25 protein-coding genes and 1 tRNA gene are annotated in these 23,237 nt (G+C 60.2%); 6 read left to right on the forward strand and 20 right to left on the reverse strand.

All coding sequences use genetic code 11. The annotated features are described in order from the left end of the window. Positions 1–10: 10 nt before the first annotated feature. The 5 genes from AAIS01_RS01210 (at position 11) to AAIS01_RS01230 (ending at position 4,765) form a co-directional block, all read left to right on the forward strand. Complete coding sequence (locus tag AAIS01_RS01210; protein WP_343467456.1) at positions 11–931, forward strand: copper resistance protein B; 921 nt, start codon at positions 11–13, stop codon at positions 929–931. 59 nt (positions 932–990) lie between these two features. Then, on the forward strand, positions 991–1,377 hold the full coding sequence (gene copC / locus AAIS01_RS01215) for a copper homeostasis periplasmic binding protein CopC (RefSeq protein ID WP_343467457.1): 387 nt from the start codon (positions 991–993) through the stop codon (positions 1,375–1,377). A 1-nt stretch (position 1,378) separates the two neighbouring features. After that, positions 1,379–2,308: a copper homeostasis membrane protein CopD gene (copD, locus tag AAIS01_RS01220; RefSeq protein WP_343467458.1), complete on the forward strand. Its 930-nt coding sequence runs from the start codon at positions 1,379–1,381 to the stop codon at positions 2,306–2,308. Between the two features lie 249 nt (positions 2,309–2,557). After that, positions 2,558–3,745, forward strand: a complete 1,188-nt coding sequence (locus tag AAIS01_RS01225) for a cyanate transporter (RefSeq protein ID WP_343467459.1) — start codon at positions 2,558–2,560, stop codon at positions 3,743–3,745. Between the two features lie 108 nt (positions 3,746–3,853). Further along, a complete protein-coding gene (locus AAIS01_RS01230) occupies positions 3,854–4,765 on the forward strand; it encodes a DMT family transporter (RefSeq protein WP_343467460.1) in 912 nt (303 codons plus the stop codon). A gap of 6 nt (positions 4,766–4,771) precedes the next feature. On the opposite strand, the gene AAIS01_RS01235 is transcribed toward AAIS01_RS01230, so the two are convergent. Genes AAIS01_RS01235 through AAIS01_RS01260 form a run of 6 tightly spaced genes read right to left on the reverse strand, consistent with a single transcriptional unit; the run spans position 4,772 to position 11,676 of the window. Further along, complete coding sequence (locus AAIS01_RS01235; protein WP_343467461.1) at positions 4,772–6,193, reverse strand: amidase; 1,422 nt, start codon at positions 6,191–6,193, stop codon at positions 4,772–4,774. After that, on the reverse strand, positions 6,190–7,530 hold the full coding sequence (locus AAIS01_RS01240; protein ID WP_343467462.1) for an aspartate aminotransferase family protein: 1,341 nt from the start codon (positions 7,528–7,530) through the stop codon (positions 6,190–6,192). Before AAIS01_RS01240 ends, AAIS01_RS01235 begins: the two co-directional genes overlap by 4 nt. Continuing rightward, a complete protein-coding gene (locus AAIS01_RS01245; RefSeq protein WP_343467463.1) occupies positions 7,508–8,632 on the reverse strand; it encodes an aminotransferase class III-fold pyridoxal phosphate-dependent enzyme in 1,125 nt (374 codons plus the stop codon). The genes AAIS01_RS01240 and AAIS01_RS01245 overlap by 23 nt, the downstream gene beginning before the upstream one ends. A gap of 8 nt (positions 8,633–8,640) precedes the next feature. After that, entirely contained in the window at positions 8,641–9,522 is an 882-nt protein-coding gene (locus AAIS01_RS01250; RefSeq protein ID WP_343467464.1) for a TauD/TfdA family dioxygenase, read from the reverse strand. Further along, positions 9,497–11,062, reverse strand: a complete 1,566-nt coding sequence (locus AAIS01_RS01255) for an AMP-binding protein (protein ID WP_343467465.1) — start codon at positions 11,060–11,062, stop codon at positions 9,497–9,499. Before AAIS01_RS01255 ends, AAIS01_RS01250 begins: the two co-directional genes overlap by 26 nt. After that, entirely contained in the window at positions 11,059–11,676 is a 618-nt protein-coding gene (locus AAIS01_RS01260; RefSeq protein ID WP_343467466.1) for a thermostable hemolysin, read from the reverse strand. The genes AAIS01_RS01255 and AAIS01_RS01260 overlap by 4 nt, the downstream gene beginning before the upstream one ends. A 171-nt stretch (positions 11,677–11,847) precedes the next feature. Here AAIS01_RS01260 and AAIS01_RS01265 point away from each other — a divergent pair, with 171 nt between their 5' ends. Then, complete coding sequence (locus tag AAIS01_RS01265) at positions 11,848–12,783, forward strand: LysR family transcriptional regulator (RefSeq protein ID WP_343467615.1); 936 nt, start codon at positions 11,848–11,850, stop codon at positions 12,781–12,783. A 127-nt stretch (positions 12,784–12,910) separates the two neighbouring features. On the opposite strand, the gene AAIS01_RS01270 is transcribed toward AAIS01_RS01265, so the two are convergent. The 14 genes from AAIS01_RS01270 to AAIS01_RS01335 form a co-directional block, all read right to left on the reverse strand. Further along, positions 12,911–12,986, reverse strand: a tRNA-Lys gene (locus AAIS01_RS01270). Positions 12,987–13,049: 63 nt separating this feature from the next. Continuing rightward, a complete protein-coding gene (gene queC / locus AAIS01_RS01275; protein ID WP_171061329.1) occupies positions 13,050–13,724 on the reverse strand; it encodes a 7-cyano-7-deazaguanine synthase QueC in 675 nt (224 codons plus the stop codon). 19 nt (positions 13,725–13,743) lie between these two features. Continuing rightward, positions 13,744–14,391 carry a 7-carboxy-7-deazaguanine synthase QueE gene (gene queE, locus AAIS01_RS01280; RefSeq protein WP_343467467.1) on the reverse strand — a complete coding sequence of 216 codons (648 nt, stop codon included), beginning with the start codon at positions 14,389–14,391 and terminating at the stop codon, positions 13,744–13,746. 166 nt (positions 14,392–14,557) lie between these two features. Further along, the gene (ybgF, locus tag AAIS01_RS01285) at positions 14,558–15,388 is read right to left on the reverse strand and encodes a tol-pal system protein YbgF (RefSeq protein WP_343467468.1); all 831 of its coding nucleotides are present in this window, start codon (positions 15,386–15,388) and stop codon (positions 14,558–14,560) included. Between the two features lie 6 nt (positions 15,389–15,394). Further along, a complete protein-coding gene (pal, locus tag AAIS01_RS01290) occupies positions 15,395–15,892 on the reverse strand; it encodes a peptidoglycan-associated lipoprotein Pal (protein WP_003205029.1) in 498 nt (165 codons plus the stop codon). A gap of 52 nt (positions 15,893–15,944) precedes the next feature. Next, positions 15,945–17,246, reverse strand: a complete 1,302-nt coding sequence (gene tolB / locus AAIS01_RS01295; protein ID WP_092393294.1) for a Tol-Pal system beta propeller repeat protein TolB — start codon at positions 17,244–17,246, stop codon at positions 15,945–15,947. Beyond that, positions 17,243–18,286, reverse strand: a complete 1,044-nt coding sequence (gene tolA / locus AAIS01_RS01300; RefSeq protein WP_092393297.1) for a cell envelope integrity protein TolA — start codon at positions 18,284–18,286, stop codon at positions 17,243–17,245. Before tolA ends, tolB begins: the two co-directional genes overlap by 4 nt. Beyond that, a complete protein-coding gene (gene tolR / locus AAIS01_RS01305) occupies positions 18,286–18,738 on the reverse strand; it encodes a protein TolR (protein WP_160893274.1) in 453 nt (150 codons plus the stop codon). Before tolR ends, tolA begins: the two co-directional genes overlap by 1 nt. 23 nt (positions 18,739–18,761) lie before the next feature. Beyond that, the gene (gene tolQ / locus AAIS01_RS01310; protein ID WP_047227067.1) at positions 18,762–19,457 is read right to left on the reverse strand and encodes a protein TolQ; all 696 of its coding nucleotides are present in this window, start codon (positions 19,455–19,457) and stop codon (positions 18,762–18,764) included. After that, complete coding sequence (gene ybgC, locus AAIS01_RS01315) at positions 19,447–19,914, reverse strand: tol-pal system-associated acyl-CoA thioesterase (protein WP_092393300.1); 468 nt, start codon at positions 19,912–19,914, stop codon at positions 19,447–19,449. Before ybgC ends, tolQ begins: the two co-directional genes overlap by 11 nt. Positions 19,915–20,042: 128 nt before the next feature. Continuing rightward, a complete protein-coding gene (gene ruvB, locus AAIS01_RS01320; protein ID WP_047227069.1) occupies positions 20,043–21,104 on the reverse strand; it encodes a Holliday junction branch migration DNA helicase RuvB in 1,062 nt (353 codons plus the stop codon). Further along, complete coding sequence (gene ruvA / locus AAIS01_RS01325) at positions 21,105–21,713, reverse strand: Holliday junction branch migration protein RuvA (RefSeq protein ID WP_058542614.1); 609 nt, start codon at positions 21,711–21,713, stop codon at positions 21,105–21,107. A gap of 114 nt (positions 21,714–21,827) precedes the next feature. Further along, positions 21,828–22,352, reverse strand: coding sequence for a crossover junction endodeoxyribonuclease RuvC (gene ruvC / locus AAIS01_RS01330; RefSeq protein WP_030140802.1), 525 nt, complete (start codon positions 22,350–22,352; stop codon positions 21,828–21,830). 132 nt (positions 22,353–22,484) lie between these two features. Beyond that, complete coding sequence (locus AAIS01_RS01335; RefSeq protein WP_343467469.1) at positions 22,485–23,231, reverse strand: YebC/PmpR family DNA-binding transcriptional regulator; 747 nt, start codon at positions 23,229–23,231, stop codon at positions 22,485–22,487. Positions 23,232–23,237 lie beyond the last annotated feature (6 nt).

Raw genomic sequence — 23,237 nt, forward strand, 5'->3', positions numbered from 1 at the left:
GGAGCCGACCATGACCACTGTTTTTCACTACCCCTTGGCATTTCTTGCCAGCCTCACCCTGGGCGCCACCGGCTCGGCCTGGGCCGCGAGCGATGACATGCAAGGCATGGATCACAGTCAGATGCAGGGCATGGACCATAGCCAGATGCAAGGCATGGACTCAATGCAGAGTATGGAACCGATGCAGGGTATGGAACCGATGCAATCGGCCCCCACCAGCAGCCGCACGCCGATCCCCGAACTGACCGCTGCCGACCGCGCCGCCGTCTACGAAGACCATGGCGGTCACGCGGTGCACGACAGCGCGATCAACTCATTGTTGCTCATCGACCAACTGGAATGGCAGGACGCCGATGATGGCAGTGCCCTGAGCTGGGACGCCTCGGGCTGGATCGGCGGCGACATCGATCGCTTGTGGTTGCGCTCCGAAGGCGAACGCACCAACGGCAAGACCGAGCACGCCGAGCTCCAGGCCCTGTGGGGGCACGCGGTCAGCCCCTGGTGGGACGTGGTCGCCGGCGTGCGCCAGGATTTCAAGCCGGGCGCCCCGCAAACCTGGGCCGCGTTCGGTGTACAGGGCATGGCGCTGTATAACTTCGAAGCCGAGGCCACCGCGTTCATCGGTGAAGGCGGTCAGAGTGCGATGCGCCTGGAAGGCGACTACGACATCCTGCTGACCAATCGTCTGATCCTGCAACCCACCGCCGAAGCCAACTTCTACGGCAAGAACGATCCTGATCGAGGGGTCGGCTCCGGGCTGTCGGACACTGAAGTGGGTGTGCGGCTGCGCTACGAAATCCGCCGCGAGTTCGCTCCGTACATTGGCGTCACCTGGAACCGCGTCTACGGCAACACCGCCGACTATGCCCGGGAAGAAGGCGAAGACCGCAGCGAGGCACGCCTGGTGCTGGGCGTGCGCCTGTGGTTCTGAGGGTGTCTGTCATCGCAATCAACCAAAAAACTAGAAACCTGAGCTGTAGGAGTCCTTGCATGTCCTTTATCAGAACCGCTGTAGTCACCGTCGCATTGTCCACAGGCCTGTTGATCAGTGGCTGGGCCCAAGCGCACCCAAAGCTGCTTTCCTCCACACCCGCCGAGGGCGCTGAAGGTGCGGCGCCGGCAAAAATCGAACTGCATTTTTCCGAAAACCTGATGAGCAAATTCTCCGGTGCCAAGCTGCTCATGACCGGGATGCCCGGCATGTCGGCGCACTCGCCGATGCCCATGAAGGCGAAGGTCTCCGGCAGCGATGACCCCAAAACCATGATCATTAGCCCGAACGCTCCGCTCACCACCGGTACCTACCAGGTCCAGTGGCGCGCGGTGTCGTCCGATACTCACCCGATCACTGGCAATGTCACGTTCAAGGTGAAGTGACTTGGGCACCTCAATCGACATCGACCTGCTCAACATTGTTCTGCGCTTGGCCCTGTATGTGGATTTGATGTTGTTGTTCGGCCTGGCGGCTTTCGGCCTGTATAGCTTGCGCGGCCCAGAGCGGACCTCGGGGGTGGTGCTGCATTTCAGGGCACTTCTACTGACCACGGCGCTGTTCGGCGTGCTGTTGTCCGTGGCCGCCATGCTGTGCATGGCCTGGGCCATGAGCGGCGTCAGCGACTGGAGCGAGTTGCTGCCGCACATTGAAATGATGGTGTTGGAGACCGACGTGGGTTTGAGTTGGAGCGTTCGGATCGCGGCGCTGGTGCTGGCGGCGATAGCTGTGGCCCTGAACCACCTGGCACCGACCGCCAGCTTGTGGCTGATCACCCTCAGCGGAGCCGTGGCCCTTGCGACGCTGGCCTGGGCCGGGCATGGCGCCATGGACGAGGGCGTACGTCGTAACTGGCACTTCATCACCGATTTTATGCACCTGTGGGCGGCAGGCGGCTGGGTGGGCGCCCTGGCGGCGTTTGCCCTGCTGCTTCGCCAGGCCGAACGGCGACTGCCGGTCCTGGCTCGAACGCTGACCGGATTTGAAACCGCCGGGGCGGTGATTGTGGTGGTGATCAGTGTGACGGGGGTGGTGAATTATCTGTTCATCGTCGGCCCTCGTGTCGACGGGCTGTTGGATAGCACCTATGGTCAACTGCTGGCCCTGAAAGTCGTGTTGTTCGCGGCGATGCTGGTGTTCGCCGCGCTGAACCGTTTTCATCTCACGCCCTTGCTGGAACAGGCCCGTCAAAGCGGGGAGCACAACGTGGCGATCAATGCCCTGCGGCGCAGCATGGCTCTGGAGTTATCCGTGGCCGTGGCCATACTGGCTTTGGTGGCATGGCTGGGCACGTTGAGCCCGCAGATGGACTCCTGACAGGCTGCCAGGGATTTTCCAATCAACCCGCAGCCCTGTGGGAGCGAGCTTGCTCGCGAAGAGGCCTTCACATCCAATATGGAGGCACGCTGATCCACCGCCATCGCGAGCAAGCTTTGCTCCCACAGAGGTTCACTCACCAGACCGGTTCGTGAACCACCTGATTTTTAAATACCCCCCACCAGATTTCAGTTTGCCCCGCCCCGCTCATCCCAGCCTAAATGGAGCTTTATCCAGCAAGGCTCTGTTATGGAAAACGTTCGAACTTCAAGCAACCATGCCGTCTGGCTGATGGTCAGCGTGGTGTTGGTGGCACTGAACCTGCGCCCCTCTATGGCGGCGGTAGGGCCGTTGTTGTCAGCCATTCGTGGCGAGGTGCCGCTGAGTTTCAGCACCGCTTCGTTACTGACCATGTTGCCGGTCATGGCCATGGGGCTGGCGATGTTCTTAGGCATGCGCATTGCCCTGCGCATCGGTGAACACCGCACCATTGTGCTGTCGCTGCTGATCATCGGCATCGCCACGGCGTCGCGCCTGTACCTGGACAGCGCCGCCGAGCTGATTATCAGCGCGGTGCTGGCGGGGATCGGTATCGCCCTGATCCAGGCAGTCATGCCGGCACTGATCAAATCGCGCTTCGCCGACAATGTCTCGTTGTTCATGGGCCTGTACGTCACGTCCATCATGGGCGGCGCGGCGATTGCAGCGTCATTTTCACCGTTCGTCCTGGCGCAGACCGGCAGTTGGCGTATCGGCCTGGCGATCTGGGCACTGCTGGCGCTGATCGCCCTGGGCTGCTGGTACGCCCAGCGCGCGGCCGTCACGCCCTTGCCCGACGCCCCGGCGCAGCGCCAGGAATCGTTTTTCAGCAATTCGCGGGCCTGGTTGCTGGCGATCTTCTTCGGCCTCGGCACCGCCTCCTACACCTGCGTGCTGGCGTGGCTGGCGCCGTATTACGTGGAAAAAGGCTGGAGCGAACAGCACGCCGGCCTGCTGCTGGGGTTCCTCACTGCGATGGAAGTATTGTCCGGCCTCGTCACCCCGGCGATTGCCAACCGCAGCCAGGATAAGCGCCTGGTCCTGGCCGTTTTGCTGGCCCTGATCATCGCGGGGTTCTGCGGCCTGATCCTCAGCCCGGACCGCTTCAGCCTGTTGTGGCCTTGCCTGCTGGGGCTGGGCATTGGCGGCCTGTTCCCGATGAGCCTGATCGTGTCCCTCGATCACTTGGACAACCCACGTCGGGCCGGTGGCCTGACAGCATTCGTGCAAGGCATCGGCTACCTGATCGCCGGGCTCTCGCCGCTGATTGCCGGGATGATCCGCGATCAATTGGGCAGCTTCGAATGGGCCTGGTGGGCGCTCACGGCGGTCATGGCGCTGATGATCGTGATGGTCCTGCGCTTCAATCCCAAACACTACGCGCGACATATCAGCTAGTGGCGTCAAAGGGCTGCAGTGCATTGCGGCCCTGTTTCTCACACTCACCATGCCGGCCGATTTGTCCCTCATGACGTTCCGGTATCTGAACGCAGGAATAGAACCTTGATGAAAAACGTCGGTTTCGCAGCCGCTCACTGGGGCATGCTCATCTGGGCGATACTGATCGCAGCGTCGTTTTTTGCTGCGGCGCAGGTCAGTCAGTCAATCGATCCGATTCTGCTCACGGGGTTGCGGCTGCTGTTTTCGGCATTGATGTTCCTGCCGCTGCTGCTCCTGAAAACCACCTCGCCTGTCTCCGCCAAAGGCCTGCTGGCCCATGCCGTGCTTGGCCTGCTGCTGGCGACGTATTTTGGTTCGTTGTTCGAAGCCTTGCGCTACACCTCGGCGGTCAATACCGCGACGCTGTACACGCTGGTGCCGTTGATGACCTTGTTGTTCGAGGTGTTCCTGCTGCCCAACCCAAGCCTCAAGACCCGCCTGCTGCCGATGTCGACCGCAGCGATCGGCGCGGTGTTGCTGACGCTCAAAGGCTCGGCCCCGGGACAATTGCCGGCGCTCTATCCCGTGCTGGTTTTCGGTGCCGGTTGCCTGGCGATGGCACTGTACTCCCCCCTCAGCCAACGGTTCAAGGCCGCCGCGCTCAAAGGCCGCGACCCGGTGACGATGACGTTCTGGAACATGCTGTTCGGTGCGCTGTTTCTGCTGGTGTTTTGCCTGTTCAGCGGCGGCTGGCGCAGCGCTGTGCAGTTGTCGACGCTGGACATCGGCTGGCTGATGTACCTGGCCGTGTTCGGCACCCTTGCCACTTTCTGGCTGTTGCACCGGGCAATCGGGGTGATCGCACCGTCCACGGTGATTTCCTATGTCTACCTCAGCACCCTGTTCGTGACCGTGCTGCACTGGTTCTGGCTCAGGCAGCAACCGCTGATGATCGAGATCCTCGGTGCTGTCCTGGTGGGTATCGGCATGCTGGCACTGGTGGTCAGCAGCCGTAACGCCAGAACCGTCACGGCTTGAGGGCGGTCAATACGTCGATGCTGGACGGGGCGTAACCGGACGCCAGCGCTCCAGCTCCCGCTCCAGAAAAGCAGCCACCGCCAACAACCGTTCTTCCTGCCAATGAGGCCCGACCATCTGGATGCCGATGGGCATCCCGGTAGCCGGGTCGGTTCCGGCGCGGATCACTACTGCCGGGGAACCACTCAGGCTGAACGGGAACACGAAGGCATACTGGTCGCGATCCTTCAGGGACTCTCCGTGACGGAACGCGACGTCCGGAAAGACCGGGCAGATGAACAGGTCGTGCTGCTTGAAGAACTTCGCCAACTCATAGCGAAACGTATCGATCATGATCCAGTCGCGCTTGACTTCATCTACGGTCAACTCCACCGCCTCGCTCATGTCCAGCAATTGAGCGATGGCCGGGGTAAAACGTCGCTTGTTCATGGACTCGAACAATTGCCGCCAACCGCGACCGGCGTCAGCGCCGGTGATGAATACCCGCCACAGCACGTCACAGGCCTCATCGAGCATCGGTGGTGCGACCGTGCTCACCTCAGCCACCACCGGGCTCAGGCACCGTTCGACGTGCTGCAATACCTGGCTCACCGCCGCGCTGACCGGCGGGCGGCTCGGCGCCGAGAACAGCGCCACCCGCAGGTTGGCCAGCGGCTCGCTGGCGGTGAACGGTACATCAACGGTGTCCGGATCCTGCCCGTCGGCACCGCTGATCAATTGGCCGAGCAGCGCCAGGTCATCGACATAACGGCCCATCACGCCAAAGGCTGAGGTCAGGTGGAACAGCCCGGAGCGGTCATTGGGAAACTGGCCGGTCAGCGGCACCCGCCCCTGGGTCAGTTTCAAGCCGCAAATGCCATTGAAGTGCGCCGGTATCCGCACACTGCCACAGGCATCGGAGGCCAGCCCGGCCGGCGAACACCCGGCAGCGATCGCCGCGGCCTCACCGCCGCTGCTGCCGCCGGCGGAGCGTTGCAGGTCGTGGGGGTTCAGGGTCCGGCCGTAGATCAGGTTTTCGGTTTCGAAGGCCATGCACAGCTCAGGCACATTGCTGATGCCCAGGATGATCGCCCCGGCCTGTCGAAGCCGGGCAACGGCCGTTGCGTCCTGCTCACTGGGTTCGCCCAACAGCTCCCCCAGCCCGCGGGACATCTTGAAACCACGCACATGCAGGACATCCTTGATGGTGATGGGAATGCCATGCAGCGGGCCACTGATCTGGCCAACGCGCGCCATCTCGTCAGCCTCGCGAGCCTGGCGCCGCAGTTCCTCGACTGGCGCCAGCTGGATCAGTGCATTGATGTGCCGGTTACGCTCAGCGATGCGTTGCAGGTAAAACTCCAGCAACGTGACACTGGTCAGCACACCTCGTCGCAGCAGACCGGCCATTTCCCGCAGGGTCAGCGTATCGGGGTTGAACGTGTTCATGACGCCTCCTTGCTGCGCAGCCACTTGTTGGGCAACAGATACATGTTGCGCACCACCAGGGAAAACGCCTTCACCGCCAGCGCCGGGCGCCGATCGATGGCTTGCAGGGACTCCTCGATCATCGCCAGGACATGCTGCAAGGCTTCGGGCGTGATATTCAGCGGCGGATAGAAACGCAACACCGGGCGTTCGGCCTTTTCATTCATGGAATGCCCGGCGTGGACGCCACGCTTACCCAGCTCCATGCTCATCAGCGCCTCATAGACCGAACCGCGCAGGCGCAGCCCCGTCATCAGGCCGACGCCCGGCACATCTTCGACGATGTGCGGATAACGCAAGGCCAGTCGTTGCAGACCGTGGCGCAGCAACCCGCCGTTGTCCCGCGATAGCTCCACCAAGTTGTGTTGCTCGATGTAGTCGATGGCCGCCAGCGCCGAAGCGCAGGCGAGCGGATGCCCGCCATTGGTTCGCCTGTCGGGCTCGATTTCGCTGAGTGGATACTGGGTGGCCAGGCGCCGGCTATACAGGGCGCAGGCGAACGACGTGTAGCCGCCGGTCAGGCCCTTGGAGAGGATCATGATGTCAGGCACCACGTCGTCATACTGCACGGCGAACCATTTTCCGCAGCGCCCGAAACCGGTCTGGATTTCATCCGCCACCAGCAGCGTGCCCGTGGCATCGCACAAGGCCCGAATATTGGCCATGTAGCCCACCGGCGGCACCTGCAGATGAGCACCGCCCAGAATCGGCTCGACGTACACCGCACAGACCCCCTCGCCCACGGCCTTTTGCAGGGCGGCGAAATCGCCATAGGGGACACAGGTCACTTCGGGGCAAGCGATGCCATAACTGCTGTGGTGCTGTTGCTGGCCCAGAATGCTCATCGCCGCCAAAGTCTTGCCATGATAAGAGCCGCTCATCACAACGATCCTGCGCCGCTGGGGCTGGACCCGCAGCACATAACGCAGGCTTTGCTCGACGGCCTCGGCGCCCGAGACCATGAATTGCACGTCGCCCCATTCTCCTGGCACCAATTGGCAAAGCCGCTCGGACAGCTTGTCTTGAAGCGGATGGCGCCGGCCTTCCGGGACCCAGGCCAGCTGATTCAATTGCGTCTGCACCCGTTCACGCACCGTCGGGTTGCGATGCCCGACGATAAACACCCCGTAGCTGCACGCGCAGTCAATGAAGCGCTTGCCGGTGTGATCGGTGACATGAATGCCATCGGTCTGCTGTTCGACGCTGGTCTTGCCCAGGCGATACAGCTTGGCTGCCGATGCGCTCCAGTGCCGCTGGCAATCATCCAGCAGTTGTTCATGCGGCCTGAGTGAGGACATGGCTTAGCGTCTCCTTGATGAGGTGGGCGGCACGTTGAATCTGTTCGGGGCGTGCAGTGATCGGGCAGCGCAAGATCAATTCGCGGCCCCGGGGTGGGCTGACATAAACGCCTTGCTGGTAAAGCGCTTCGCACAGCAGGGACGGTTGCAGGTCATCGGCCAGCGGCAGGCTGACCCAGCCACCCACGTCTACGGCACCGAAGGAAGCAAGGGTTTGCGCCAATCGCTGACCGTTCTCCAGGCAATGACGAGGCGAGTCGTGGGCTTGCACATAATCCAGGGCCGCCAGGGCCGCGACACACGCCATCGGGTTACCGGCGGTGGTGCTGCCGTGTTTGGCCGGACTGCTGCGCCCATAGACCTGCCAGGCCATGCGCTCGCTGCAGGTATAGGTGCCGATGGGGATCGCGCTGCCCCCCAGTGGCCCCCCAAGCACGACAATGTCCGGGACAGGACGATAACGCTGGAAACCGAACAGCGAACCCAGGCTACCGAGACAACTGAGGGTGTCGACCGCGATGACCGGCGCGCAAGCCTGTGCTGCGCGGGCATGCAATTGCGCGAGCAATGCAGCATCGAGCAGTTGCAATCGGCCGTTGGCATCCACGCGGGTGTTGCTGTGGCACACCGCGAAGCAATCGCTCCAGTCCACCGTGTCCAGGTCAGCCAGATGCCGAATCGCCACTCGCTTGAATCCTAGAAAATTCTGTACGGCCAGATCATCTTGCGCGGCATTGAGGCAACGTCCGTAAGTCAGCGCGCCATAATCACCGCCCTGGATGAACACGATGGTGTTGCCCTTGGGCTTGAGGCCCTTGCACAACTTCAACGCGCCTTCGAACGCCTCATCCCCGGAACTGCACACATAAGAGCTGACGAGCGGCGCGGGCAGCAGCTCGGCCAGGCGTCGACACAAGGCAATCAGCGGTTCGGACATCAATACCCGGTTGGATAAGCCCATGATGTCCGCTTGGCGACTGACCGCTTCGATCACCGGCGGCACCTGGAAACCGAACCCGCCGCTCAGGTCGATGATCTGCCGGCCATCGCCATCGAGGTAAGTCTCGTACTGTCCGCTGATGATGTATTTGTTGTTCTTCATGAGGGGTCTCAGCGATAGCTCAAGGCGTTGAAGATGCGTCGACGCTCATCGACGATGGTTTCACGACCGTGCATGACCCGACGGTTGTCGATCATCACCACATCGTGATCGCGCCAGCCGACCGGGCAGGTGTACTGGGCGGACACTTCGGCAATTTCCAGCAGAAACCCGGCGGGGATCGGCTGCCCGCCCACGGTGTCGATCACTGGCGCTTCGTAGTTGAAGGAGGGCCCCAGAATGCTGTTGGCAAACGCCGGCCGCTGGCTGAACGCCGACGTGAGGATCGCCGGGGTGCTGAAGGCGTAGTGAATGGAGTCATCGGCGGGGTTGAAGGAAATGACCGTCTGCGGGTCCTCCCCGACGATTTGCCACAGGTCCTCGATTTCGACGGCCGCCGGGTCCGACAACGCTGGCGAATAGTGACAAACCAGGCGACGCCACTTTTCCCCCGCAACGGTACGGCTGTAGCGGATAGGGTTTTCTTCAAAAAAACTGCGGCAGGCTGGGGACAGTTTCGCCAACACCTTCTCACCGTCACACAACGTGGTTTGCGACCCCTTGCGGGGGGCTTCCTGGCAATAGAACCAGGTCATGTCCGGCCAGAACGGTGAGTTACCGTTTTCGCAGTGCAGGCCAACCGCCTGATGTCCCGCGTCCACCAACTGTGCCGCGCCGCCCACCATGACGCGGGCCGGATCCAGGCTCAGCCGCGAACTGTTTTGCTTGACGTAGGCGCTGAACTCTTCGGCGCTGTGGATACAGTTACGAAACAGCACCACGCCGTAATGGCCCAACAGCTCATACAACTCGCTCTTGCCCAGGCTGGCGAAGTGGTGCGGCTCGACGATGGAGATGTCCGCGGTTTCAAAGTGAAAGGCAGGTGTGGTCATTGGATGCAGTCCCTTGCAGAGTGGAAAAAACACTGGCGATGTCGGCGCGTTTCGGCCGGCCGGTAACGGTGTAAAGCTGCTCGATCAACGGGTCGTCCTGGGTCAACAACCAGAGTCGGCTGGGTCTTTCGATGTCGGAAAACCGCCCGGCTGACCAGGCCACCAACTCATCGCATGCCGGGGCCGTCTCGACACACAGCAACGCCACCAGGCCGTGGTGTTCATCGAAAAACACGGCGGCATCGTTGACGCCGGGGTATTTGCGATACTCCAGCTCAACCTGTTCGGGGCTGACGTTGCGTCCGTTGGGCAGACAGATCACGTTCTTCTTGCGCCCGTGCACATAGAGGTAGCCATCGGCGTCCAGCCAGCCCAGGTCTCCAGTGTCCATCCAGCCATCGCCGGACATCGAGCAGGCACTGGGGTCCGTGCCGGAATAGCCGCTGAACAATGAGCTGCTCTTGACCTCAATGGTCTGGTCGGCGCCGATACGCACCTGGACATGGGGCAAGGGTTTGCCCACGCTGCCCAGGCGCTGCTGTTCGAAGGTGTTCATGCTGACCACCGAGGCGTTCTCGGACAGGCCGTAGCCTTGGTACACCGCAATGCCCCGTTCTTCCAGCCCGCGCAGCACATCGATGCTGACCGCCGCGCCGCCGCAGGTAATATGCGCACCCGATTGCAGATAACGCGTCAGTCGCTCGCCCTGCTCACCGCCCTCACTCATTTGCTCCAGGAAGCGGTTGACCATCACCGGCGGCACCGTCAGGGCCGTTGGCTGGACCTGCAGGATCCAGTCGACCAGACGCTGAGGCGAAGCCCCAGGCTCACCGAGCAACGCTTCGTTCGATGGTAAGAAATGCACGGTGCCGCCCGCCAGCAATGGCAGATAGGCAGCCGTCACCTGCTCAAGCAGCAAACTCAACGGTACCAGCGACAGGTAACGGCGATGCGCATCGGCGGGCATACGTTGACGCAACGACGCCAGTACCGCGCCGACCGCCTGGGTACTCAACTGCACGCCCTTCGGCCGACTGGTCGTGCCCGAGGTGTGAATGATCTTGCAGATCCAGCTCTCATCACCGTTGGGTGTATGCAACAAAGGCTGCTCGATGACCGGTTCGCTGATGTGGCGCAAACGGCTTTCAGGGAAATTCAGCTTCCATCGCTGTGCCAGTGTTCGCTGCCCGGCGGCATCCACTACAAACCCGTCGCAACGCTCGGCCAGATGCTCAGCCTGGGCCTGGCTGAAAGCCAACGGCAACGGTAACGCGGTAATCCCGGCAAACAGACAAGCAAGATCGGCCACCAGCCAGTCGCTGCTGTTACGCGTAGCAATGCCCAAGACCACATGATCGCCATGGGCCGGGCTGGGAAAACGCCGTTGCAGTTCGGCGGCCAGATTGAGCGCCCGATGTTCCAGCTCGCCATAGGTCAATACCACCGGCTCGTCGCCCGACGCCAGCCAGTCCACCGCGCAGACAGCCTGGCGATTGTCTTGCAACGCGCTTTGCAAGTGATGGATAAATCCTCCGCTCATGGCTGCGCCCTCGCCAGTGAGTCGCTGGGCAGTTGGGTGAATGAGGTGTTGAGCGTCATGGCCGCGAAGCGCGAGCGCTGCGGATCCACCCGGATGAACCCGGTGACCGGCAATTTGGAGTAATAGGTTCCCCAGTTCTTGCCACCGTCCTCGGTCAGGCGTGTAGGGTCTGCTGTCAGCAGCGGCTCGAAATCGATCTGGCAACTTTCCATCATTTGCCGAACGCGGGGCGTCACCGTGCATAACAAGTAATGTCCGCCCATGCACCAGGACAACAGGGGAATCATGTTGACCAGAATCATCCCAGCCGTTAGGTGATGGGAGATCAGGTTGCCGATCTCGACAATGTTTGCGCGGTCGATCGGTTTTTCGAAGCGCTGGGACAAAATCACTTCTATCGGCTGCGCCAGGTATTGCTCGGAAAACAGTGTGCGGTGGTCCGCGAATGTAATACCGGCACAGGCAAGAATACGGTCTGACGGATCCTGGGTGACCGCAAAGTATTGTGGGTTCGGCTCAACCGAAGCCGAATAAGAACGGCGGAATTTCTCTTTTACTACTTCAGTGGCTTGCACCCATAACGCTGTCTTAGTTTCTGCGACGCGAATTTGCATTTCGTCCTCCTCCGTCCTTGTGCAGGATTTCTATAAAAAGCGAGGCGAGCATATTTAAGAAAATTCTCGCAAGCCATTTAAAAACTAAATGCGGTCCGCTAATATATAAATAAATACCTTTGTCATAAAAACAAAGGACGCTACCTGATGGATTGCGCCGAGAAGGATCTTATGCTCAATAGTAATTTGCTGAGAAAGCTGGACATGCAGGACCTGATGGTGTTTGTCGCGGTGTACGAGCAGAGCAGCGTCACCGAGGTCTCCGAGGCCCTGTGTGTCAGCCAGTCCACCGTGAGCTACTGCCTGAAGAAGCTGCGCACGAGTTTCGAAGATGAATTGTTCATCAACACCCGTAGCGGCATGCGGCCCACGAACAAAGCCACGGCCATGCACAGCCACGTACTCAACATTCTCAAAACCATTAATATATGCCACTCCGGCATTCAAACATTCGACCCCACGCAGAAAGAGATAACATTCAATCTTTGCGCTCCGGAGTACTTCGAACTTCTTATACTTCCCCAATTAGTCAAACGATTCATTGGCAGCCGCTTCCCCGTCATCGTTAACATCACGAAATTCCACAAGGACATTCCGGTTGATGAATTGATGGACGGTCGATTCGATCTGGTTGTTTGTTTCGGCCCCAACTTTCATCGCGGCGCGAAGGGGTTGCGCTCGCAAGTATTACTGGAAGATGAACTGGTCTGCGTGGTCGATAAGGACTTTTCGCTGCCCAGGGAGGAATTTGATCTGGAGGCGTTCGTCGCCTGCCAGCATGTTTTTCCGACGCCCTGGACGTCCGACACCAACATGGTGGATGGCTGGCTCGCCCGGCAAGGCTACAACCGACAGATTGTCGCCCGGGCCAACAGCTACGTGGCCGCACTGAATATGATTCCCGGGACCGATTTCATCCTGACCTTGCCTAGGCGTATTCAGGCGCTGACCTGCGATGAAGGCAAATACAGCCAGCGCAGACCGCCAGCAGGCTTACCGAACTTTACGCTGGAAATGATGTGGAGCGACAAACCCGGCCAGGACAACGCCAACATCTGGTTTCGCGAACAGATCGTGACGGTATGCGCCGAGGACGGCCTGCTTTAACAAGCTCAAGGAACCACTCGGATCATCGGGTGGTTCCGGTGGTCGAGCTGTGACTTTTCTACAGGCAAAAAAAAATCCGGAAATCCTCACTTTCGTGGGCCTTCCAGACTTTTAAAACTGCAAAAAATGGTGGGTCGTGTGGGATTCGAACCTACGACCAATTGGTTAAAAGCCAACTGCTCTACCAACTGAGCTAACGACCCGCTGTGTGGTGGCGCGTATAATACTGATTTCTAAGGACTATTCAACACCTAATTTGAAATAAATCAAAAATAAGGGGTTGGATCGCTCACACCCGCCGCTGCGAAGCCTTCGGCACGCAGGCGACAGCTGTCGCATTTGCCGCAAGCACGTCCCTGATCATCAGCCTGATAGCAGGAAACGGTGAGCCCGTAGTCCACGCCAAGCTTCACCCCAGCCCGGACGATATCGGCCTTGCTGAGATTCTGCAGTGGCGCCTGAATACGGAAGCCCTGCCCTTCTACACCGGCCTTGGTCGCCAGGTTGGCCATACGCTCGAACGCCTCGACAAACTCCGGGCGGCAGTCCGGGTAGCCGGAATAATCCACAGCGTTGACGCCGATGAAGATGTCACGGGCGCCCAGCACCTCGGCCCAGCCCAGGGCCAGGGACAGGAACACGGTGTTGCGTGCCGGCACGTAGGTCACCGGAATACCTTCGCTGGGGGTTTCAGGCACGTCGATGGAGCTGTCGGTCAAGGCCGAGCCGCCGATGCCGTTGAGGTTCAGTCCGATCACCTTGTGTTCGACGACGCCCAGGTCCCGGGCCACCCGCTCGGCGGCGTGCAGTTCAGCGCGGTGGCGCTGGCCGTAATCGAAACTCATGGTGTAGCAGCGGTAGCCCTCGGCACGCGCCATGGCCACGACCGTCGCGGAATCCAGGCCGCCGGACAACAGGATGACCGCACGTTTTTCTGCAATGTTCGAGTGTTCAGTCATATCAGCGCCCCGGCTCGTCGTTCCAAAGATATTTATGCAGTTGCAATTGCAGGCGCACCGGCAAATTGTCCGCCACCACCCAGTCCGCCAGTTCCCGGGCATTCAGGTCATGATGACTCGGCGAAAACAACACCTCGCCGGCCCGCTGGTCGAGCCCGTACTGAATCAGCTTGGACACGGCCCAGTCATAATCTTCCCGCGAACAGATGACGAACTTGACCTGATCGTTAGGCGTCAGCAGTTCGATGTTCTCATAGCGATTGCGATGAGCCTCCTTGGACCCTGGGGTCTTCAGATCGACGACGCGGCTGACCCGCGGATCAACAGGCGCGATGTCCAAGGCGCCGCTGGTTTCCAGCGAGACCTCGTAGCCGGCATCGCACAATCGCTTGAGCAAGGGGATGGCGTTGGGTTGCGCCAGTGGTTCGCCGCCCGTGACGCAGACGTAGCGCGGGCGAAAACCGGCCACCTGCTCAAGGATGTCGTCGAGGCTTCGCTGGGTGCCGCCACTGAAGGCGTAGGCACTGTCACAGTATTGGCAACGCAACGGGCAACCGGTAAGACGCACAAACACTGTGGGCAGCCCGGCCGTTCGCGTTTCACCCTGTAACGAGTAAAAAACTTCGGTAATTCTCAATGTGTCTTGCATAGTCGCCACGGGCGTAACAGCTAAACAGGCTGTCCGCCTCCGTCAGGCACTTCCAGCAACCCCGCCAACGCGCAGATCCCAAGAAGCGTGTTTCATAAAAAGGGCGTGAATTCTAACGAAAAAACCCGCGACAAGCGCGGGTTTCTTCGAAACGGATCAAACAGCTTCACATACGCTGCAAGTCACGCTGAGCCAATTGGGCGGCGGATGTCCCCGGGTACTGGGCCACCACCTGTTGCAGAATGCCTTTGACCTTATCGGTGTGACCGAGGCGGCGTTCCACGTCAGCGAGCTTGTACAGCGAATCCGGCACCTTGGCGTGCTTGGGATACAACTGCGAAACCTTGGCAAATGCCTCGCCGGCACCTTGTAGGTCGCCCTTGGCCAGGTTCACTTCGCCGAGCCAGTATTGAGCATTGCCCGCGTACTGGCTGTTGGGGTATTTGCGCAGGAAAGCGGCAAAGGCCAAGCTGGCCTTGTCGAAATCCTTGGCCTTGATCAGATCGAAGGCAGCGTCGTAATAGAGCTTTTCCTTCGCCGGATCAGCCGGCTCACCACCGGCTGCAGGTGCCGGAGCAGCTGCTCCCGCGCCTGCGGCTGCGCCAGGGGCGTTTGAGTCGCCACCGGCTGGAGAATTCTCAGGAGTCCCGGCAGGTGCAACACCGGTTCCTATGCGCCGATCAAGATCCTGGTATCGCTCCAGGTTTTCCTGCTTCATGCGCGAAATTTCATTTTGCAGAACCTCAATCGCGCCTTGCTGGCGTGAAATCTGGTCTTGCATTTGCTGCAGTTGGTTGAACAGCTGGCCCTGTGCCGAGACAGGGGCCGAAACCCCTCCCCCGGCATAGGCGCCGCTCGTACCGTAACCTGCAGGCGGATAATTGCTTGCGCTATTGTTATAGCCGGAATCATTATCGACCACGGGAACCGCAGCCCACACCGCAAGCGGCGCGAGGCTGAGAGCCAGAACAGTTACAGCACGGCGGCACGTTCGCATGACGAATTACTTACGCAGTTCGACGCGACGGTTTTGAGCCCAGGACTGCTCGTCGTTGCCGGTAGCAACTGGACGCTCTTCGCCGTAGGAAACCAGTTCCAGCTGAGCTGGGGAAACACCTTGCAGTACCAGATAGCGCTGAACGGCTTTCGCACGACGCTCGCCCAGTGCCATGTTGTACTCACGAGTACCACGTTCGTCGGTGTTGCCTTCCAGAACAACGCGAGCGCCGTTCGACTTCAGGTCTTTGGCGTGAACGTCCAGAGCGCGCATGGCTTCTGGCTTCAGGTCCGAGCTGTCGTATTCGAAGTAGAAGGTGGTGATTGCGCGCAGAGCAGCTTCTTCGCTCAGGGAGCCATCAACTGCACCAGTGTTAGCGCCGTAACCAGCGTTTGGATCAACAGCGCCTTCACCGGCGTTGTCGCCGCCTTTGGACGAGCAACCTACAGCTACAGCCATGGCCAGAGCCAGCGCAGCAAATTTACCAAACTTCAGCATTTCCATCGTGAAACTCCTAATGAACCCCAGTGTGTTAAGTAAAACGTATTGCGCCGCGTCAGTTCAGGTAAGGGGACCAGGACGGTTCTCTGACTTCGCCTTGTGCGGTAGGAAGCGGGAGCCTCACGCGTCCATTAATGGACACGAGCATCAAGACTCCCCGGCCCTGCTGGCGGGTGGCGTAGATTACCATGGTGCCGTTGGGCGCAACAGTAGGTGACTCGTCCAGAGTGCTATCAGTGAGGATCTTTACACTACCTCGCTGCAAATCCTGAGCCGCCACCTTGAAATTGGTAAAGCCATCCTGGCGATGGATCATCACCAGGGTCTTTTCGTCCGCCGACAGTTTAGGGTTGGCGTTGTAGTTACCGACGAACGTCACGCGCTCGGCACCGCCACCACTGGCGCTGGTCTTGTAGATCTGCGGCTTGCCGCCACGGTCGGAGGTGAAGTAGATGGTCGAGCCATCCTTGCCCCAGAACGGTTCGGTATTGATGCCAGGGCCGTTGGTCACGCGGGAAATCGCACGCGAAGCCAGGTTCATCACATAGATGTCCGGGTTACCGTCCTTGGACAGCACGAATGCCAGGCGCGTACCGTCTGGCGACCAGGCTGGCGCACCGTTCAGGCCTTCGAAATTGGTGATTTGCTCACGGCGACCAGTGTCAATGTGTTGCATGAAAATACGCGGACGCTTCTGTTCGAACGAAACATAGGCGATGCGCTTTCCATCGGGGGCGAAACGCGGCGACAGGATTGGCTCGCGCGATTGCAGCAGGGTCACTGCACGAGCGCCGTCATAGTCGGAACGCTGCAAGGTGTAGCGGGTATTTTTCTCAGAGAAGCGTTCGGCCGTCACGTAGAGCATGCGGGTAGAAAACGCACCCTTGATGCCGGTGAGTTTCTCGAACGACTGGTCGGAGATGTAGTGCGCCATGTCACGCAGTTGATCGACGCTGCCCGACACACTGCCGGTCAGCACTTGCTGCTCGGTGGCGACGTTGAACAGGGTGTACTGCACCTGCAGGCGACCGCCGGCCGGCACGATGTTGCCGACCATGAGGTACTGGGCGCCCAGGGCTTTCCAGTCGCGATAGATGACTTCGCTGGCCTGGGTCGGCAGGCTGATCATGTTCTGCTTCGGAATCGGCGCGTAGTAACCCGAGTTGCGCAGGTCATTACCGATGATTTCCGCCATGTCGTCCGGCAGGACGCTACCGCCCTGCCAGCCGAACGGTACGACGGCGATCGGGGTCGCCCGGTCGCTGCCGCTGGTGACCAGAATGTTCTTTTCCTCTGCTACCGCTATCCCTGCCAGGCAGCAGATAACGACCAGCATTGATCGAAGAAGGTTTCTCACAAGGCTAGATCCTCAGGTGTGAATGTCATCTTGAATGAACGATAGGGAGCAAAATCGCTCGGTTTCATTCCTTGCATTTCCGTCAATCGCCCAATGTTCTTGACCGCTGCGACCGCCGAGGCGTCGAACGGGCCATCACCGCTGGACTTGGCCACGCTGACCGAGGTAACCGTACCGTCGGGCAACATGCCGATTTGCAATACTACAGTCATGCCTTTGCGTGCCGAAGGTGGACGAGCCCAGCCTTCTGCTGCTCGGGCGCGAATCAAATCATCGAAACTGCCGGCGACTTCATCGCCCTGCTCATCAGCCAATGCCTGCTGACGCTCTGGCGTGTCGGAAAGCAAATCTGCCAAGGCCTGGGCCTTTTTCTCTTCGGCGGATTTACGCGCTGCGTCCTGAGCCTTTTTCTTGGCGGCGTCGGCGGCGGCTTTCTTCTTCGCGTCTTCGGCGATTTTCTTTTTCGCCTCGTCAGCTTCAGCTTTCTTCTTGGCGTCCTCGGCCGCTTTTTTCTTGGCGTCCTCGACAATCTTTTTCTTCGCTGCCTCAGCGGCCGCTTTCTTGGCCTCTTCTTCAGCAGCTTTCTTGGCTTCTTCTTCGGACTTCTTCTTGGCTATATCAGCCAATTGTTTCTCTTCGGCCTTTTTCGCCTCGGCGGTCTTCTTCGCTTCATCGGCTTTCTTGGCTTCGTCAGCCTTCCTGGCTTCTTCGGCCTTTTGAGCCGCTTGCTCTTTCTTTTGTTCCGCAGCTCTTATCGCTTCCTGCTCGACCTTCTTTTGCTCCATCTGCTCGACTTCGGTCTGGCGCGCGGCGGATTTCTTCGCCTCACCGGCAAGCTTCTGGTTGGTCTGCGTGGTGGCCTGGCTCTTGGACTTGAGCTGATACAGGGTCGCCTGCACGATCGGCTTGGCCGGCGGCAGCTCCGGAGTCATGGCGAAACTGACGAACAGCATGCCAAATACCAGCACATGCAAGCCAATTGCCCAGACACTAGGCCAGAAGTAGCTTTCCGAGGCGGACGGCTCTCGCTGTTGCTGCATCAGGGCGCCTCAGTGATTAAGCCAACATTACCGACCCCGGCTTTTTGCAGGCCGCCCATGGCGCCCATCACCGCACCGTAGTCGACAGTCTTGTCGCCGCGAATGAAAACCTGGGTGCGCTTGCCGTTACTGTTGCCGGCGTTGATGATCTTGGTCACCGCATCGGTCATCTGCGGCAAGGTCATGGCCCGGTCCTGCTGCTTCTCGGTGTCGACTTCGCTGCCAAGGTTCCAGTAGTAGGTCTTGTCAGCCTTGATCGAAATGGTCAGGACCTGGGTGTCGTTGTCCTGCGGCAAGGCTTCACTGGAAACCTTGGGCAGATCAACCTTCACGCCCTGATTGAGCATCGGCGCGGTCACCATGAAGATGACCAGCAGCACCAACATCACGTCGATGTAGGGCACCACGTTCATCTCGGCAACCGGCTTGCGCTTTTTTCGGGCTCGAGCGATTAAAGCCATTGGGAAATACCTGCTTATTCTTCGCTGGTGTGCACTTTGCGGTGCAGGATCGCCTGGAATTCATCGGCGAAGGTGTAGTAACGGCTGGTCAGCGTTTCGCTGCGGGCAGCAAAGCGGTTGTAGGCGATTACAGCCGGGATGGCCGCGAACAGACCAATGGCGGTGGCAATCAGTGCCTCGGCAATACCCGGGGCCACGGTGGCCAGGGTCGCTTGCTGGGCTGTGGCCAGGCCACGGAAGGAGTTCATGATCCCCCACACGGTACCGAACAGGCCGATGTACGGGCTGACCGAACCGACGGTGGCCAGGAACGGCAGGCCCTGCTCGAGTTTTTCTTCCTCGCGGGAGATGGCGACGCGCATGGCACGGGCCACGCCTTCCATCACGGCTTCAGGGTCCACGCCTGGTTGCTGGCGCAGACGGGAGAACTCCTTGAAGCCGGCACGGAAGATCTGCTCGACACCCGAGTCCGGGTCCGGGTTGCTGCCCGCCTGGCGGTAGAGTTTGGACAGGTCGATACCGGACCAGAAGCGCTCCTCGAAGCTCTCCAGGGCTCGACGACCGGCGCGCAGCATGTTGCTGCGCTGAAAGATCATGATCCATGAGGTCACCGATGCGGCTACCAGGATCAGCATTACCAACTGCACCACAACGCTGGCATTGCTGACCAGGCTCCACATGGAGGAATGGTCGACGACGTTAGCTTCCACGCTTTATCTCCTGCTCTGAGTATGTACCGGCGCCGCTCACGCCGGCAAAGGCCGCGCGTAGAGCTTCGGGAATGGCCCGGGGTTTCAAACTATGGGTGCGCACACAGGCCACCAGAAACTGCCCTTCACAGAGCAGCGCATTATCCGTAGCCCGCCTGACCTGCTGCTTGAAGCGCAGGCTGGCACGGTTCAATTCGATGACATCGGCACTTACCAGAAGCTCGTCGTCCAGTCGCGCCGGCGCGTGGTAACGCGCTTCGCTGGAATGCACGACGAATAACAGGTCCTCCCCCACCAGCGCGGATTGGGCAAAACCCAGTTCCCGCAGCCGTTCGGTTCGAGCCCGTTCCATAAACTTGAGGTAATTGACGTAGTAAACGATGCCGCCGGCATCGGTGTCCTCGTAATAAACGCGACAGCGATGTGCGAACGACTCCAGCCCGTTTTGCGCGCGCATACTCTAGTGCTTACTCCTCAGGTTGCCAATCGGCCAGGCAACTGTTTTTTTCATTCTCGAATGCAATGACGCTCCGGGTGTCGTCTGGGACAGCACGAACCTGAAAAAAGTCGCTGCACAGAGGTCGTTCAATCGTCCACGGCATCGAGGAATTCGTCTACTACCGGCATCTCACCCATTCGTGTCGGGATGTTTAAGCCGAAGTGCAGATAGGCGTGGCGAGTCACTACACGCCCGCGCGGGGTGCGCATGATGTAGCCCTGCTGGATCAGGTACGGTTCCAGTACATCTTCGATGGTATGGCGCTCTTCGCTGATGGCCGCCGCCAGGCTGTCCACGCCCACCGGACCGCCGTCGAATTTCTCGATCATGGTCAGCAGCAGGCGCCGGTCCTGATGGTCGAAACCACGTTCATCGATGTCCAGCAGGTTCAACGCCAGGTCGGCAATCGGCTTGGTGATGTGGCCCTTGGCGCGAACCTCGGCAAAATCCCGGACCCGCCGCAACAGCCGGTTGGCGATCCGCGGCGTACCCCGCGCCCGCCGGGCGATCTCATAAGCGCCATCCGGGTCCAGCGGCAACCCGAGAATGCCGGCCGAGCGACCGACAATCGTTGCAAGATCGGCGTTGTTGTAGAACTCCAGGCGCTGGACGATACCGAACCGGTCACGCAACGGGTTGGTCAACATGCCGGCGCGGGTAGTGGCGCCCACCAGGGTGAAAGGCGGCAGATCCAGCTTGATGGAACGTGCCGCCGGCCCCTCACCGATCATGATATCGAGCTGGAAATCTTCCATAGCCGGGTACAGCACTTCCTCGACGATCGGCGACAGCCGATGGATTTCGTCGATGAACAGCACATCATGGGGCTCAAGGTTGGTCAGCAGCGCCGCCAGGTCGCCCGGCCGCTCGAGGACCGGCCCGGAGGTGCTCTTGATCGACACGCCCATCTCTTGGGCAATGATGTTGGCCAGGGTGGTCTTGCCCAAACCGGGAGGGCCGAAGATCAAGGTATGGTCCAGGGACTCGCTGCGCCCGCGGGCCGCCTGGATAAACAGTTCCATTTGCTCGCGAACCGCCGGCTGACCGATGTAATCGGCCAGGCTGACGGGACGAATCGCACGGTCTTGTACTTCTTCACGGTCACGGGGGGCGCCCGTGGCAGCGATCAGACGATCGGCTTCAATCACTTAAATCATTCCCTTCAGGGCGCGACGAATCATGTCTTCGGTGCTCAAGCCTTTTTCCTTGATCGCGGAAATCGCCTTGCTGGCTTCCTGCGGCTTGTAGCCCAGGGAGATCAGGGCGGTGACCGCATCGTTTTCCGCGCTGACCGCGGGCGCCGGCGCGTCCGGCTGGTTAGGCACCAGCGCGAACATGGCTGGCACCGCCTCCCAGGCCTTGAAGCGGTCCTTGAGCTCAACCAGCAGGCGCTCGGCGGTTTTCTTGCCCACCCCTGGTACCTTGGTCAGGGCCGACGTGTCCTGGGACTGCACGCAGCGCACCAGTTCATCGACTTCCAGGCTCGACATCAAGGCCAGGGCCAGTTTCGGACCGACGCCGTTGAGACGAATCAGCTCGCGGAAGAAATCCCGTTCGCGCTTGCCGACGAAGCCATAGAGTAACTGGGCATCCTCGCGCACGACCAAATGGGTGTGCAGCGTCAGCGGTTCACCGACCGACGGCAGGCGATACAGCGTGGTCATGGGCACTTCAAGCTCATATCCCAGGCCATTTACATCCAGAATCAGGTGCGGCGGCTGTTTTTCAGCCAGGGTGCCGCGCAAGCGTCCAATCACGTTTCAGATCCTTGGGCGTAGGCCAGCCGAGGGCTGGCGAGTAACGGCCGGAGCATGGAGGCCGACGACACAGGCGCAAAATGCTCGGGCTCACAAAAGATTGCGCTGATGCTATCAGAGACGCAGGCGCCCGCCACGACTGCGTGCGGCTCCCAGGCCATGAGGCAGCAGGCTGGAACGGGTATGGGCATGGCAAATGGCGATGGCCAGGGCGTCGGAGGCGTCGATCTGCGGCTTGCTGACCAGTTTCAGCAGATGCATCACCATCATTTGCACCTGCTCCTTGTTGGCCGCGCCCGTTCCAACGACCGCCTGCTTGACCTGGGTCGCGGTGTATTCGGCAATTTCCAGATTTTCCTCGGCACCGGCCACAATGGCCGCCCCGCGAGCCTGCCCCAGCTTCAGGGCAGAATCGGCGTTGCGCGCCATGAAGACTTTTTCAATGCCCATGGTGACCGGGCCGTAGGTCTGGATGACTTCACGCACGCCGCGATAAACAATCTGCAAGCGCTCGTGCAACTCACCGGCACCGGTGCGGATACAGCCTGAGGCGACGTATACGCAGCCGCGCCCGGTATCACGAACCACGCCGTAGCCGGTGATGCGCGAACCGGGGTCGATACCAAGGATTAAAGTCATAACGCCTGCGAAAGGTAATGCGGTTGCTTGAGGATACAGCCGTGTAGGAGCTGGCGAAGCCTGCGATTTTTTGATTTTGCCTTTTCGACCAGAAAATCAAAAGATCGCAGGCTTCGCCAGCTCCTACGGGGGTTAGCCGAGTTGTTCGGCGACCGCTTCAGGGATATCCGCGTTAGAGTAGACGTTCTGCACATCATCCAGGTCTTCAAGCATGTCGATCAGCTTGAGCACCTTCTCGGCGCCTTCCAGATCCAGTTCGGCACTGGTGGTGGGCTGCATGACGATTTCGGCGTCGGCGGGTGTGAAACCGGCGGCCTCCAACGCATTGCGCACGGCGTAGAAGCTGGCGAACGAGGTGAACACGTCGAACGAACCGTCCTCATGACTGACCACGTCATCGGCGTCGGCTTCCAGGGCCGCTTCCGTCAGGGCGTCTTCATCGATACCCGGCGCGAAACTGATCTGCCCCTTGCGCTCGAACAGGTACGCCACCGAACCGTCGGTGCCCAGGTTGCCCCCGCATTTGCTGAAGGCATGACGCACGGCGGCAGCGGTGCGGTTGCGGTTGTCGGTCATGCATTCGACCATCACCGCCACGCCACCGGGGCCGTAACCTTCGTAGGTCAGCTCTTCCACATTATCGGCTTCGGTCGCACCCGCGCCGCGGGCGATAGCGCGGTCGATGATGTCGCGACTCATGTTCGCCCCCAGCGCCTTGTCCAGGGCCAGGCGCAAGCGTGGATTGGAACCCGGATCGCCGCCACCCTGGCGGGCAGCGACCGTCAGCTCACGGATCCACTTGGTGAAAATCTTGCCCCTCTTGGCATCCTGACGTTCTTTGCGGTGCTTGATGTTCGCCCACTTGGAATGACCTGCCATAACTCG

This window comes from Pseudomonas halotolerans (assembly GCF_039581215.1).
Taxonomy (GTDB): Bacteria; Pseudomonadota; Gammaproteobacteria; order Pseudomonadales; family Pseudomonadaceae; genus Aquipseudomonas; species Aquipseudomonas tehranensis.